This is a genomic window from Mycobacterium sp. ENV421, from assembly GCF_002887815.1.
Taxonomy (GTDB): domain Bacteria; phylum Actinomycetota; class Actinomycetes; order Mycobacteriales; family Mycobacteriaceae; genus Mycobacterium.
Genome location: NZ_PDHO01000007.1, coordinates 101770 through 116398 on the forward strand (window position 1 = coordinate 101770; position 14629 = coordinate 116398).

General features: G+C 60.7%; 12 protein-coding genes. 7 read left to right on the top strand and 5 right to left on the bottom strand.

Annotated features, from left to right (window positions below; all coding sequences use genetic code 11):
- Positions 1 to 61 precede the first annotated feature (61 nt).
- Positions 62 to 988, bottom strand: a complete 927-nt coding sequence (locus CRM90_RS11335; protein ID WP_102807072.1) for an SDR family oxidoreductase — start codon at positions 986 to 988, stop codon at positions 62 to 64.
- A 119-nt stretch (positions 989 to 1107) separates the two neighbouring features.
- On the opposite strand from CRM90_RS11335, the gene CRM90_RS11340 reads away from it, so the two are divergent.
- A complete protein-coding gene (locus tag CRM90_RS11340; protein WP_102807073.1) occupies positions 1108 to 2466 on the top strand; it encodes a nucleotide sugar dehydrogenase in 1359 nt (452 codons plus the stop codon).
- 67 nt (positions 2467 to 2533) lie between these two features.
- Positions 2534 to 3307, top strand: a complete 774-nt coding sequence (locus CRM90_RS11345; protein ID WP_233209283.1) for a PIG-L family deacetylase — start codon at positions 2534 to 2536, stop codon at positions 3305 to 3307.
- Here the strand turns inward: CRM90_RS11345 and CRM90_RS11350 are convergent.
- On the bottom strand, positions 3300 to 4256 hold the full coding sequence (locus tag CRM90_RS11350) for a methyltransferase domain-containing protein (RefSeq protein WP_142391359.1): 957 nt from the start codon (positions 4254 to 4256) through the stop codon (positions 3300 to 3302). The two genes, CRM90_RS11345 and CRM90_RS11350, sit on opposite strands and share 8 nt — an antisense overlap.
- Positions 4257 to 4396: 140 nt before the next feature.
- Here CRM90_RS11350 and CRM90_RS11355 point away from each other — a divergent pair, with 140 nt between their 5' ends.
- From CRM90_RS11355 to CRM90_RS11375, 5 genes are all read left to right on the top strand, one after another.
- Positions 4397 to 5167 carry a class I SAM-dependent methyltransferase gene (locus CRM90_RS11355; RefSeq protein ID WP_102807075.1) on the top strand — a complete coding sequence of 257 codons (771 nt, stop codon included), beginning with the start codon at positions 4397 to 4399 and terminating at the stop codon, positions 5165 to 5167.
- A 135-nt stretch (positions 5168 to 5302) separates the two neighbouring features.
- Positions 5303 to 6403, top strand: coding sequence for a glycosyltransferase (locus tag CRM90_RS11360; protein ID WP_233209284.1), 1101 nt, complete (start codon positions 5303 to 5305; stop codon positions 6401 to 6403).
- Positions 6396 to 8024, top strand: a complete 1629-nt coding sequence (gene murJ / locus CRM90_RS11365; protein WP_158249011.1) for a murein biosynthesis integral membrane protein MurJ — start codon at positions 6396 to 6398, stop codon at positions 8022 to 8024. Before CRM90_RS11360 ends, murJ begins: the two co-directional genes overlap by 8 nt.
- Before the next feature lie 418 nt (positions 8025 to 8442).
- Positions 8443 to 9180: a hypothetical protein gene (locus CRM90_RS11370; protein WP_102807078.1), complete on the top strand. Its 738-nt coding sequence runs from the start codon at positions 8443 to 8445 to the stop codon at positions 9178 to 9180.
- Between the two features lie 60 nt (positions 9181 to 9240).
- The gene (locus CRM90_RS11375) at positions 9241 to 10344 is read left to right on the top strand and encodes a glycosyltransferase family 4 protein (protein WP_102807079.1); all 1104 of its coding nucleotides are present in this window, start codon (positions 9241 to 9243) and stop codon (positions 10342 to 10344) included.
- On the opposite strand, the gene CRM90_RS11380 is transcribed toward CRM90_RS11375, so the two are convergent.
- From CRM90_RS11380 to CRM90_RS11390, 3 genes are all read right to left on the bottom strand, one after another.
- The gene (locus CRM90_RS11380) at positions 10295 to 11806 is read right to left on the bottom strand and encodes a tyrosine-protein kinase domain-containing protein (protein WP_102807080.1); all 1512 of its coding nucleotides are present in this window, start codon (positions 11804 to 11806) and stop codon (positions 10295 to 10297) included. The genes CRM90_RS11375 and CRM90_RS11380 overlap by 50 nt on opposite strands.
- Before the next feature lie 129 nt (positions 11807 to 11935).
- Positions 11936 to 13762 (bottom strand): DUF4012 domain-containing protein, encoded by a 1827-nt coding sequence (locus CRM90_RS11385; RefSeq protein ID WP_102807081.1) that lies wholly within the window; start codon positions 13760 to 13762, stop codon positions 11936 to 11938.
- A 119-nt stretch (positions 13763 to 13881) separates the two neighbouring features.
- Complete coding sequence (locus CRM90_RS11390; RefSeq protein WP_102807082.1) at positions 13882 to 14388, bottom strand: hypothetical protein; 507 nt, start codon at positions 14386 to 14388, stop codon at positions 13882 to 13884.
- Positions 14389 to 14629: the final 241 nt, after the last annotated feature.

Consider the following 14629-nt stretch of genomic DNA (forward strand, 5'->3'; position numbering starts at 1 on the left):
CTCTACGGCCTGGTCAGACGATCAGAAGTGTGATCATGGAACCTGAGAGGCTGTTGGTCGATTAGCCACGACCGCGCGCCCAGTCCACGGTGCGGCGCAATCCCTCATCGAAACTCATCAGCGGATGGAAGCCCAGCAACCGCTCGGCCCTTCCGATATCCGCCTGCGAGTCTCGGACGTCACCGGCCCGGGGCGGACCGTACGTGGGAGATGGAAGCGGTCCGAGGATCTCATCCAGCGTGGCCCAGGCTTGATTGAGCGATATGCGGCCGCCGTTGGCGACGTTGATGACCTCACCGATTGCCTGGGGGGCATCGACGGCACGAAGTACGCCGTCGACCACGTTGTCGACGTAGGTGAAGTCGCGCGTTTGTTCACCGTCGCCGTGGATGGTCGGGGCGGAGCCGGCCAGGGCCGCCTTGATGAACAGCGACAGCACGCCGGAGTACGGCGACGACGGGTGCTGGCGTGGGCCGAAGACGTTGAAGTACCTGATCGCCACAGTTTCGAGCCCATACAGCCGGGTGAAGAGTTGGCAATATGTCTCGCCGATTTGCTTCTGCAATGCGTAGGGGGAGAGCGGGTTGGCCGGCATGTTCTCGACCTTCGGCAGCACCTCGGTGTTGCCGTAGGCCGACGACGAGGCGGCGTAGACGACTCGTCGCACCCCCGCATCGCGCGCGGCAAGCAGAACGTTGAAGGTGCCATCGATATTTGCCTCGTGAGAGGGGCGCGGTTCGGAGATCGACCGCGGCACCGACGGAATGGCCGCCTGATGAAGCACGACCTCGCAGCCAGCCACGGCCGCGGCAGTCGCGACAGGATCGGTGAGATCGCCCTGGACGAATTCGGCACCAACAGGAATGTTTTCAGTGAGCCCGGTGATCAGATTGTCGAAGACGCGGACGTCATGACCGCGGCCGATGAGCGCCTCACCCAGGTGCGACCCGATGAACCCGGCGCCGCCGGTAACCAGAAATTTCGCCACTTAGTCAACTCCCCCATCGGTTACGATACTTCCCGCAGCACGATCACATCATCTGGGGGAATTACACATCAGGGCAGCGATCTGCTGTACGACTGCCCGCTTACTTCGGGGGTCATCCTATGCCCGCTCCTACGTTCGCCAGCCCGCACGCTGAGGCTCTTTACGAAAGGCTTTCCTCCCGCACTGCTCGGACCGGCGTCATCGGTCTCGGCTACGTGGGCCTGCCGCTGGCGGTTGAATTCGGTCACGCAGGGTTCTCTGTGGTCGGCATTGATGTGGACAAACGCAAGTGCGACGCGATCAACTCGGGAACCTCCTATATCGCGGATGTGCCCACCTCCGCGGTCGCCGCCCTCGTGGAAGCCGGCAAGCTGCGCGCTGTACCCGACTTGGGGGCTGCGGACGATCTCGACACGATCAACATCTGCGTGCCGACCCCGCTGCGCAAGACCAGGGACCCCGATATGACCTACGTGGTGTCGGCCGCGCAGCTGGTGAAGGAGCATCTACACCCGGGCATGCTGGTCATACTCGAGTCGACGACGTATCCGGGAACGACCGAAGAAGTCGTCCGCAGCATCCTTGAAGAGACCGGGCTGCGCGCGGGACATGACTTCTTCCTTGCGTTTTCGCCCGAGCGTGTTGATCCCGGCAACGCCAAGTGGAACACCAAGAACGTGCCCAAAGTCGTGGGGGGCCTTACCCCGGATTGCTCGGCATTGGCCGCTGAGCTCTATGGCGCGTCCATCGATCGCGTGGTCCAGGTGAGTTCTTCTCGCGCGGCTGAGATGGTGAAGTTGCTGGAGAACACGTTCCGCGCCATCAACATTGGACTCGTCAACGAGATGGCGCTGATGTGCGATCGGATCGGTATCGATGTCTGGGAGGTCATCGACGCCGCCGCGACGAAGCCGTTCGGCTTCATGCCGTTCTACCCGGGCCCGGGATTGGGTGGACATTGCATTCCCATTGACCCGTTTTATCTTTCGTGGAAGGTCAAGGAAGTCGGCTTCGAGGCTCGCTTCATCGAGCTGGCCGGCCAGGTCAACGCGGCGATGCCGCGCCACGTCGTGGATAAGGTTGCCGACGCTCTCAACGAGCAGGGCAAGTCGATCAAGAACGCCAACATTTTGGTGATGGGTGTGGCGTACAAGCCCAACGTCAACGATGTGCGTGAATCGCCCGCGCTGGATGTGATTGCCCTGTTGGTGAAGAAGGGTGCGCGGGTCACCTACCACGATCCCTTTGTGCCGCATGTGGATGCGGAGCATTCGGCCCTCAGCGAGCACCTCGATTCGGTGCCGTACAGCCGCGAGGTGGTGGCGGCGGCTGATTGTGTGGTGGTGGCCACCGATCACAAGGCTTTCGATTACGAGGAGCTCGTCGCGGCGGCCCGCGTCATCGTCGATACACGTAACGCCGTTAAGGTGGCGGCGCCCAACGTGTTCAAGCTCGGCGCGCCCAACCCGGTCACGTAAACGCTCGCGCTACCAGGCTCATTCGAGAATCGGCGAGGTTCGGACTATCGACATACAGAGTGCTGTCTTGGTTGTCGCTCATCCTGATGACGAGATCCTTTGGTTCAGTTCCATCCTCGAACAGTGCAAGAGGGTTGTCGTCTGCTTTGGCCCATCCGCCACCTCCAAGGAAAGCTGGGACCATGGTCGGGCCCGGTTGATTGAAACGTATCCGCTGGCCAAAGTGAAGTTCCTGAACGTGAGGCAGTCGGGCGGGTTCGACGACGCGGACTGGAAACACCCCGAAGAGTCAGATAGCGGCCTGCGGTTACGCGGGCCGGCTGGCACGGCCTACGACTGCAATGCAGAAGAGCTTCTGCGGCTTCTGACGTCGGAGTTGGCGCAAGGAAGCGTTGTTTTCACCCACAATCCGTGGGGCGAATACGGCCACGTAGAGCACGTGCAGGTATTTCGAGTGCTCGCCAGGCTGCAGAAGCAGATCGGGTTGGAGCTTTTCGTCGACAGCTACGTGAGCAACAGAAGCGCCAACCTCATGACGAAATGCCTGTATCTGGTGGATGGGAGTCCTATCACGCGGGAGACTGACAAGACGCTCGCGCGAAAGTTGAAGGCTTTGTACGTCGATAACAGCTGCTGGACCTACGACGACGATTACGAGTGGCCCGAGTTCGAGTCGTTCTATCGCGTTCGCCAGGTCGGCCATGGGGTGAGCGCGAAGGCGTCGGCCAGCGTGCCGTTGAACCTGATCACCCGAAATTACGACCCCGGTGCTTTGCGGAACATCGCCAAGCGTCTCCTGCCCGCATCGGTGAAATCCTTTGCCAGGAAGGCACTCAAGTAATGCGGTCGGTCGAAGCCCGTTGGTCTTGGATAGCAGTGGCGACCGCCTTTCGCCCGAGCAGGTAGACGCCCGTGGCCCCGTCCAGCGATTGTCCCGAGTCCAAGATCTCGTCTAGGTAGCGCAACCAGAAGAAACACAACTGCACCAGGCTGCCGACTGCGACCGACCGGGTCAGAGCCCGTGCGAAATATCCAAGCGACCACCGCAACGCCGTTCCGGCGCCAGAAATCGCCCCTGATTCAAGCCGTTCGAACCGGTTGAACAGAGACTGCAAGCCGTAGGCGGTGAATCGGGTGAAGTCGTAGGGGCCTTCGCTGACCTGCTGCATGAATGGCGTGGCCGCAAAGACGATTCCGTCGCTACGGAGCACTCGGTGTATCTCCGCAGCGACCACCCAGGGTTCGCGCACATACGCGAGCACCGCTTGGATGATCACGCCGTCGACAGAGCCATCCGCCAAGGGAATCGAGTGGCCGTCGGCGATCAGTTGAACAACCGGGCTCGCGTAGATGTCAAACCCGATGAGGTCGATCGTCGAGTCGTCGTACAACGAATCAAGTCCTGACCCGATGACGCCACCGCCTATGACGAGTATCCGCAGCCGCTTGTCGGGCGACGCGGCGTCAGCTCTCAACAACTGCAGCATTCTGGATACCGCAACGGGTGCGATCCGATTTTGCCCTTCCACCAGACGGCGGAGCGGGCGAGGCAGTCGTCGCCCACGCTCCACGACCGATGCGCCTTCGGTTGCGCGCAACCGGTCGATGTCAAGGACGCTGTTGTCAAAATCGACGAGCGCCGGCAGGCCGGACACAACCGGGAAGGCGTCTTCGGCGTATTTGCAACCGGTATTGGAACAACGCCAATCTGGCTGCTGCACGATGATTGCGCTCTTGCATCGGGGGCAGACGAATACGTCTTGGGCGGCCAAAGTGTCTAGCGTGAGCACAGATTCACCTTATAGAAATCGCCATGGTTTCGGATAGAGGCACCGAGCCCTTGGGTGAATAAGCTGTGTTGAATCCAAGGACACCCATTTGTGGCTGTGGTAGCATCCGGCTGGGTCAGATCTGAGTAGGGGAGTGATCGATGTCCTTGGCCGCAACCAGTCCTCCATCTGCGGGTTTGGGCGGCGCCGGAAAAATGATCCATCTCCGCGTACTCGCGACCCTGGGTGTGGAGCTTCCGAAGGAAGCCAAAATACTCGATTTTGGTTGTGGCGCAGGTAAAACCGTTAACGCGCTACGTGCACTCGGTTTCGTGAATGCCTCCGGCTACGACGTCGTCGAGGGCCGGCATCGTGAGGGTGTGGACTGGGAGCACATCAAGGAAGGCACCGTTCTCAATTTGCAGCTTCCTTACGAAGACGACACTTTCGATCTCGTTATTTCGGATCAGGTGTTCGAACACGTGCAGGACCAAGTGAGTGTCTTTCGAGAGTTGCATCGAATCACTAAACCCGGCGGCCACGGATTGCACCTCATCCCAACGCGTTACGTCCCTATCGAGGGGCACTTGCTCGTTCCGTTCGGCGGAGTGTTCCAGCACCGTTGGTTGTACAAGCTCTGGGCAGTGCTCGGGATTCGTACTCGAAATCAGGAAGGCCTAACCGCGGACGAAATCGCCGATGACAATGCTTTTTTCGCAATTGAAGCAACGCGCTACGTTCCGAGCTCTTGTTATCGTGTGATCTGGAAAAGGCTTGGATTCGAGCACAAGTTCGCGGAACAGGAATTTTTCGACGGCCATGTGCGGCCGTCGGCGCGTCGGATAGGGAAGTTAGGCGCTCCCGCGGCGTGGTTGTACCGAACCTTCCGCGGAAGGGTCGTGTACCTGCGGAAGGCTGTTCCCACAGCTTGAGTGTTGCGAGTTCTGGGTGGGTGTGATGCCTAGAGCGGCATGCAACGATTCGGGTTGTGGTGTCGTCGGATTCAGCCTCCTATTACCATAATTCGATATCCCGATGTGGACAGTGAGCGGATAGGAATTCACGAGATGCGGGTACTCCTCGTCATTCACTCGCTGTCCGAGCCCGGCGGTGCGGAGTTCGTCGCTTACCAATGGGCCCGCTACCTTGTGGCGTCGGGAGACCAAGTGACCGTTTACGCCACCCATCCCCACACCGAAGAGACTATTCCCGACGGTGTTTCGCTAGTTAGGGCGAGGCAGTGCAACGTGATTGCGCAGACCCGTGACCTCGCGCGCTACTTGAAGAGTCAGCCTGTCGACGTTGTTTTATCGCTCATGCCGTATTGCAACCTCGTTAGCGTCGCAGCCGTGCGCAGTCTCGGGAATTCACGGCCGAAAGTGGTCATCAGTGGCCGAACGTTGGAGCGCCGGACAGTAGTGGGCCGTTCGCAGCCGCGTCAGCAGTGGTTGGCTCGACGGCTGTTTCGGTACACCGACCTATTCATCGCCATTTCGCACCCAGTTGCCGCCGAGGCCATTGCGCTGTATCGGTTGCCGTGGGACCGTGTGACGGTTGTTCCGAATCCGGCCATCGCGAAATTGGAAGACCGTCCTGCACGCGAGGATGACAGCGGTGGCGATCCGAGGCGCCTCGACATTGCTGTGCCCGCAAGGTTAGCGCCGGAAAAGCGACCATTGATCGCCGTTGAGGTCGCGGCAATGTTGACCCAAGCCTACGAATATGGCGTCACAGTGCACTATTTCGGCGTCGGCCCGCTTGAGGGAGCCATTGTTGATCGAGCAAGGCAAGTAGGTGTGGACGTCGTCATGCACGGATGGGTGGATAAGTGGTTCGACCGATGCCCCCCCGGCTCTGTCGTCCTGTTGACATCCACGGCAGAAGGCTTCGGCAACGTCCTGGTCGAAGCCGCAGCGACGGGTTTCAGAAGCGTTGTCTCCTCACATTGCATGGGATCGGCGGATGCCGTCGTGCCGGGACTGACAGGAGAATTGATCGCCGGCGATTCGGCGGCGGACTACGCTGCCGCGGTTTTCGCAACAAGACGTGAGATGGTCGGCCCTGTGGCGCCGTGGTTGCGGCGGTTCACATTTGAAGGCAGCGGAGGGATTCTTCGCGAGGCACTGTGCCGCGTCACAAACTCCGCCGGAGGTCCGACTCGTGACTGACCGCGACCGTCGTTCTGTCAGTACCGGTCGCACGTCGCTCTTCGCGTCAGCAGGCACCTTGGGCGCGACGGTGATTGGTTTCGGACGGAATCTTGCTCTTGCGGCCGCGATCGGCACAAGTCTGGTAGCCGACTCTTACAACATCGCTAATCAAGTTCCGAATCAAGTGTTCCTCCTCCTAGGTGGGGGCGCAATCTTCTTCGTCTTTGTGCCACAGCTGATTCGCAACGCCCGCGACTCGCCAGAGCGTGGTGACGACTTCGGCAGCTTCCTGCTTTTCGCGGGCGCGGTCTTCGGCGTTCTTGTCACCGTCCTGCTCCTGGTGTTCAGTCCGTTGGCTATCCGCCTGATGGGCGGGGCATCGTGGGGAGAGCCCCAGGCGACACTGGGTCTACGGTTATCGCTCTGGTGTATCCCCCAAGTCTTTTTCTATACGTTGTTTGCAATCGCGTCTCAGCTGATGAATGCCCGAGGTCGCTTCAACGCCGTTGCATGGCTGCCGATAGTCAATAGCCTCACCGTCATCCTGGCGTGCGTGCCGATCATCGTGGTGGGAACCGTCCAGGCGAATTCGCCGGCATCGATGAGCGATTGGGAGGTGGCTCTCCTCGGTGGCGCGACGCTCTTCGGGACGGTGCTTCAATCAACGCTATTGATGATCTTCCTTCGCCGTGCGGGTTTCCGCCTCCGTCGCCGATTCCCGATTCGGGGTCTAGGCCTCCGCACAACCGCGTCGATGGGACTTTTCAGTATCGCCAACGCTGCCACCTTCCAAATTGCCAATATCGTGACCGCAGCGCTGTCAACGCAGGCGGGCAGCGCGGCAAAGACAGACGGATATGACGGGCGCGGATTTACGGCGTATTTCTACGCGCAGACATTGCTCATCGCATCCTGCGCCGTCGCATCGACAGGTTTGGCGAACGTCCTGCTGCAGCGATTATCGGGCCATTATGCGGAAGGGGACGAGAAAGCAGCTTCGAAGGAATTGAATGAAGCAATTCTGGCGATGGGTGCACTCCTCATACCCGTCATGGCGATCTTTATTTGTCTGGGACCACTGGGAACCGAACTCCTGTTCACTCGCGGAGAGACCGGTCCCGAAGAAGCCAAGTTCATCGGCGTAGTTCTCGCCGTATTATCCATCGGGCTAATTCCGTACGCCTTGCATGACCTGCTCGTACGACCATTTTTTGCCGTCCACAATGCCCGAACCCCACTTCGAAGCGGCGTGATAATAGGATCGATCCGGATCGTGGGCTCGTGGGCGGCAAGTATCGTCTTCGTGCCACAACATGTGCTACTCGGAATTGCGGGAGCCGTCGCGCTCGCGTACATCGTCGATTTGCCTTTGAAGTTGCTGAGCCTCAAGAGGAAGTTGCGGTTTCAGCTGTCTGGTTTCGTCGTCCGAGGGTATTGCACTTCGCTTGCCGCCGCAGCCGCCGCCGCGGTAATCATCGCCATCGGCACGAATTTCGTTGAGCCTATGCTTCCTCATGGCTGGCTGCCTCGAACACTATTGTTCATGGCGGGGATCGCAGCATTCCTGTTTGTGTATTATCCGCTGACCGCCCGGAGTTCAGCATCCCTCAGGCAGCTCGTCCGGTGGCTCCGAGGTTGATGTGGCCGGCGCCGTGCACGGTCGACTTCAAGATGTGACGTTTGTGATCCATGCCGAAAGGCACTCCAAGGTACAGGTCCCAATAGAAGACAGAATGCTACGCGGTCGCGCTGATAGGGTTTGATGTGCTGCCGGCGACCCCCGAGCCAACGAGTACGGGGGCCACCGCGAAGGCTTGAACCTGGCGGAAGAATGGGGCGAGTCCGGTCGACGGGGGAGTCAATCGAAGCGTTGCCGGGCTTACCAAGTGAAAGGGTTGCCGGGCCTACCAAGTGAAAGGTATGCCACCTCCGGTGGTCATTGAAAGGGTGGGAATGTGAGAAGGTTGGTCGAAGCCGCCTCGGGGTCTCGTTCTCTGTCTCAAAAAGCTCTGCAGGTCGTTCTGCGTCGAATCATTCCGAGATCTCAGCTGTCACTCATGGAGCTAGTTGCTCTCAAGGCGCTGCCTCGACCGCAGTATGCATACACCGCGGTCCGCGCGAGCGAATTGGCAGTCCGCCTGGGCTACGAAGAAGTGACCTGGATCGAATTCGGGGTCGCGAACGGTAATGGTCTGGTCGCGCTCGAGGCCATCAAGGCCGAAGTGGAGCGACAGCTTCCGATTCGTGTGCGAATCGTGGGGTTCGACATGGGATCTGGCTTACCCGCCCCGGTGGACTACCGCGATCTCCCGTATTTCTGGTCCGGCGGCTTCTACGCTATGGATGTCCCGGCGCTGAAGGCGCGACTCACCAGTTCGACTCTCATGCTGGGCCCGGTAGCGGAAACACTGACGACGTTTCTTGAGAATCCCCCCGTTAGCGCGCCGGTCGGCATGGTTGTGTTCGATCTCGACTACTACTCATCGACGGTCGCGGCTTTCGAAATCTTCCATTCGAGCCCCGATAGAGCGATATTGCCCAGAGTAATGTGCGTATTCGACGATATCGTTGGAACACAGCAAATGTACTCGGACTTCACCGGGGAGAGGTTAGCGATACGCGAGTTGAACGAGATGAGTGCGAATCGAAAACTCAGCCCCTGCTACGACTTTGGCGAATTTGGCTATCAGCGCTGGCAGGAGCAGGTCATGGTCTATCACAACTTCGATCATGGCCGCTACACGGAATACGTGGGTCACGAGAACATGGATCGTCAGATGAAGCTCGCCCCCTGACGTGCGCGTAGTTCATGAGCCAGAGCGTAGAAGCAGACCTAGCGGGGACAGGAAAGCCTTGTGGAACGCCGCCTCATCGTTGAGCAATTCGATCCGGAACGGCCGATACCCGGCGGTATAGACACCTGTATCCGCGGCTTGGTGCGATATTGTCCAGCGAACGTCGAGCTGCGCATTGCGGGTGTAGATGCCACCGGGAACAAGCGGCAGGGCGAATGGGCTGAGTACGAAATCGGCGGGCGTGCAGTGCAATTCATGCCAGTCGCAGCATTGGATCCGTTGGCCTTGGACAGGAAGATCCCGCACTCGGTCAGTGTCGCGGCGGGCCTGGCGAGATACCGTCCCGGACGCGACACCGACATCGTCCAAACCCACCGCATCAACGCCGGCGCCACCGCCAGGTTTCTGTATCCGCGAGCCGGGCAAGTCCAACTAGTCCACAGCGAGAATCACCTAGGCAAGGGAAGTGAGTCATTCTTCGATCGTGCCGCGTTTGCATATCACTGGCTCGAGCGCAGAGTCATCCCGCGCGCCGTCGACACGGTGATTTTCAGCAAGTCGGGCGCCGAACGGCTGCAGGCGATTTCGAAGCGGGTTCGGTTCTCACCCACGTGGTACGACCCGGCCGAATTCTTCCCTGTTGCTGAAGAGTCGGCCGACAAGACGCGAATCATCTGGCCCTACCGCATCGAGCCGGGAAAGAACCCCAAACTGGCTGTCGACGTCATTGCGGCTCTGCCCGAGCGCTACACCATGACCGTCGCCGGCAGTGGAACCGCTGAGGAGCAGATGAGGCGTTACGCCGCTGAATCACCTGCGGCGCAGCGGATCACGTTTTTGGGGGTGGTCAACAAGTCGGAAATCGGCGCCGTGATGCGCAGCCACCACCTCATGTTGATGACGTCATCGTTCGAAGGATTCTCCCGCGCGATCGTTGAGGCGCTGGCATCCGGCCTTCCCGTCGTCACCACGCCGGGGGGAGAACCCAACGGACTGATCGAGACCGGAGTAAACGGGGCGCGGGTGGAGGCGGAGAGTGCCGAATTGTTCGTTCCCGCAATCGAGATCGCTTCGCAGATCTTAGCTTCTGCTGCGCGAGAATCCGTTTCGCACCTCAGCGCGCTGAACGTCGTGCCTGACGTCCTGACAATCCCGCGCTACTAATCGCGCTTGCCGCCCGCGATTTCGCGACTCCTGCCTTGGCGGAGTCGCCGCGCTTGGCGGAGCCACCTGAATCCTCGTCAGACACCTGGTTGGACGGCTGACCGCCGTAGCCGTAGCCGTAGTTGTAGTAGTTGTAGCTGGACGCCTGCCCGCCGCGCGTGGGAACCATGGTGAAGACAGCGCCCAGGATTGTGGCACCGACGTCGGTGAGGCTTCCGACCGCGTGGCTCAGGTGCTCGCGCTTGGTCTGTCCGGACCTTGCCACCACCAGTGCGCCATCGGCGTTCGCCGCCAGGATCGCGCCGTCGGTCACTGCCAGCAGGGGCGAGGAGTCGATGATCACGTAGTCGAACTGCGAACGCAGTTCCGCCAGCAGATTCTTGGCGGCCTGCGAAGCCAGGAGTTCGCTCGGATTGGGCGGGTTGGGTCCGGCAGTCAGCACGGTGAGCCGAGGGAACCGGGTTTTCTGGAGCACGTCCGCGACCGGTGCTGCGCCGCTGAGAACGGTGCTGAAACCAACAGAGCCGACCACGTCGAGATATCGGGCCAAGGTGGGCCGCCGCATGTCGCCATCGATCAACAACACGTTGTGCTCCGCTTCGGCCAGGGCGAGGGCGACGTTGATCGATGTGGTGGACTTGCCCTCGCTGGGGGACGAACTGGTAATGACAATCAGCCGAGGCGGATTGTCCACTGCCAGGAACTGCAAGTTGGTCCTGAGCTTTCGGAAGGCCTCGGCCGTGCCGGAATTATCGGCGTCGAATGCGATGGCGGCCGATTTTCGAAGGTCCTTGTCCAGCGGAATGTAACCCACCACGCCGGTACCGACGATCGACTCCAAGGCGTCCTGACTCTTCACGGTGTTGTCCAGCAGGTCGCGCAACACCGCGAGGCCGACACCCAACAGAGCACCCAGAGCCAAGCCGAGCGCGATGTTGCGGGTCGTTTTCGGGATCACCGGACGCTCGGGGATCGAAGCGCGTTGTTCGACGACGACGCGAGCGTTCGGCGTACCGCCTTTTTCCGGGGTCTCGAGTTCACGGATCAAGGCGACGAACTCGTCCGACAACGTATTGGCGATGTCACGGGCGCGAACCGGCGAGGCATCCAGCACGTCGACGTCGATGAGGACCGTGTCCGCTTCGGCAGCGGCGGTGACCTTCTTCTTGAGCGCATCGGCGCTCATGTCCAGATGCAGTTTGTCGACCGTCCGCTGCGCCAAAGTCGTTCCGGTGACGAGTTCCGCATACGACTTCACCCGCTGTTGCGAAAACAGGTTGCCCTGGTAAATCTCTGTGACGGAGGCGCCGGCGGTGGTCGACACGAAGAGTCTGGTCGAAGCCTGGTAAAGGGGAGTGGTCAACAGGTTGAACGCGACGGCGCAGAGGACAGCGACCATGATGGACACAGCGATCGTCATCCATCGAGTGCGCAGCAGCTTAGCGAATTGCTGCAGGTTCAACGTGCTTTCCTCCCCCTCGCCCCTGTCCGCGTGTGATCAGGGAGCCTACCGTTTTGCTTTCCCCGAGTGCCGTTGCGGGCCCACCGACCAGACTGCACCGTTGGACGCACCTTGGTCCTGGAACTCGGCTCATTTCGTGCACGTCGGCACCGAAACCTTCGGGGCTACGTTGTCGGCCAGCGGCTGAACCGGCACTCGTGCCGGACCTGCCGCAATTGGCTCGAGAAGACGGAAGATCAGCTCGACCGTCTTTCCCGGCGGGATGGCCACCTGCGACTCGAAGCTCGGGTGTCCGCGCTCGGTGGCCCCGAAGACACGCGTCCGCTTGCCGTTGGCCAGCACGCTGATGACGTCGGCGCCCCGAGTGGTGAGAAGACGGACCGACGTGAGCATCGTGCCCGCCGGAATATCGCCCGAGATCTCGGGCCAGAATCCCGGCCGGCCGGCGACATAGTCAGGCAGACCCGACACATCGGAGAGCGTGTTGGTGAGCCGAATGGTCACCGTCGACATTCGTTTGTCGCCGTCGCAACCGTCGGCGACGTACTCGATCTGCCGATCCAGGTAGTAGTCCATCTTGTTGCCGCCAAGGTTGTTGACGACAACTTCTGCGTACGGTGCCGCGTCGTCGGGAATCTCGTGCGCCAACGGCGTCTTTTCCAAAAGCGTCTGGTCCTCCGGCCGCGCGCTCCACACCGAGATGCGGCGCTCGCTGACCGCTCGGCCCAAGGCCTCGAGCAGCTTCCGTGGCGATTCCACCGGCTTGGTGATCTTCTTGACCACCTCGGCAGCAATGTCCTGCAGGTACTGCTTCCGCGCATGCTGGTCCGTGGGGAAACGGGCGTAAACCGTCGACTCGGTCAGCTCGACGACGTTGTCCTTGGTCACCGTCTGGCCGTCGGGCGTGGTCACCGGTCCGGTGGCGGCGAGGATGTAGCTCAGGGCGAACGGATCGATGGCGATTACCCCATCGACTTTCATACCCGACTCCTGGGCCCACATCTCCCTCCAGATCTGGGCCGCGTACGGGAAGTGCGAGCTCTGATTGCTGTTACGGAAATCTGTGGTGGGGTTGGTGAACCCGTACTGCTCGTCGAACTCCTGGTTGATCGAGAAGGGTTTGAACGGTTTGGCGAGATCCCAGTTCGGCCCCAGGTTGTCGACGCTTGGCTTGCCCGCGTCGAAGCGGAGGACCCCGAATCCGCCGAGTAGTCCACCAGTTCCCCGCGCCTCCGCGTTGGTCTGGAAGGCCATGAAGTACGACCTCGGGCCGTCAGCGCCCATCATGGATGGTGCGATCTGCGCGGCCAGGGCCGTGTTTCCCAGCAACTTGGCCAGATCGGATGTCTGCGCTTGAAGCTGTGTCCGTGCCCCGGCGATGGCAGAGACGTACCGCGGATCCGAAATTGCCTGTGCGGCGTCGTTGAGGCGAGCTGCGTCTGCCGCGATCTTGCTCAGCACAGGTTCTTCTTTGCGCAGCGCCGCCACATCCAGCCGGCCGTTGGCGAGCAGTTGGTCAGGCGCGACAGTGGTACCGGCATCGGCGGTGGGCTTCAAGACTTCCGCGGCCAAGCCCAGGACCACGTCCGATATCTGCTGCCCGGTCTTGAAAGGACTCCCGATCCAGGGGAGCGCGGACACGATGTTCCACGGCACCGAGTGGGTTGCGTCCCGCGCGTCCTGCGCATGTGACTTCGCGTCGGACGCGTAGCGTGACGCATCCTTCGTATTTCCTTGCAGCAGTGCCTCTTTGGCTTGCTGCGCACTGCTGCGGGCTTCTTCGAGACTGATTTTGGCTGCTTGTGCGCGGATGCCGAGCCAGCACACGAACGCGACCGCTACGGCCAAGATGCCAACCGCGCCGTAGACAACCTCGCGCCGCCGAAACCAGCGCCGCTCGTCGCCGTGGTCTTCGCCCGGCTCATCATTGGACGGTCGTCGCGAAAAGAACTTCACTCAGTCAATTCCCCATGCTCCAGTGCGTCTGCGTTAGTGCAGCCGCGTCGGCCGACCAACAAAAAACGACTCGGCAGCTGTCGATTGACAACAACTGACGAGTCGTTTTCGTAGATTGCTTAGCTCGATGTGGAGTAGGGGCCGATCTTGATGGCCTTCGCAACATTGTTGGCCGCGTTGTCGAATCCGTTGCCAATATTCGTGAACGCGTCACCGAGCGGGCCCGGAAGGATCTGGCCGGCGAGGTTGAAGGCAAGCCCAGTGAAAGCCAACCCGCCGTAGACGAACGTTCCGAAGTACTGGACGCCTGCCTTAACGGCGCTCTGCGCGGCATCGACGAACCCGGAGATGAAGGTCTGGATGACCTGCGCGGGAGGCGTGGCGTTGGCCGCCGCCTTCTTGTTGGAGCCGGGTGTTGCGACCGCGGCACTCGGAGTGTCGACGATGACCACGGGGTCGACGAGGAGTTCGGCGGAGTTACCCAGGCCCTCGGAGATTGACGCCAGACTCGGTGCGGCATGGGCGACAGCCGGCGTGATCGCAGCAGCAGTGGCGACCGCCACGGCCGCAGTACCCACCTGAAGCTTGGTCGACATGGCCGAGATCTTGCTTGCTGCAGTACTCATCTGAACCCCCCTTATAAATTTTGCTGTGGATTCCTGAGGCTGTTGCTAGGCAGTGCCTTAGAAGTCAAGGAAAGAGTCCCATACCACCCAGGTCCTGTCAACCGAAAAGTGGCGCCCGTTGCCAGGAATTTTCCTGCGTAACAACCCTCGATCGCGTTGGCGCAGGGTGTGCGGATTGACGGTAAGCGGCCTACGGCCACCCTCTTCCAGCACCGTCTCGTGAGCCGGTATTTTGTTAACT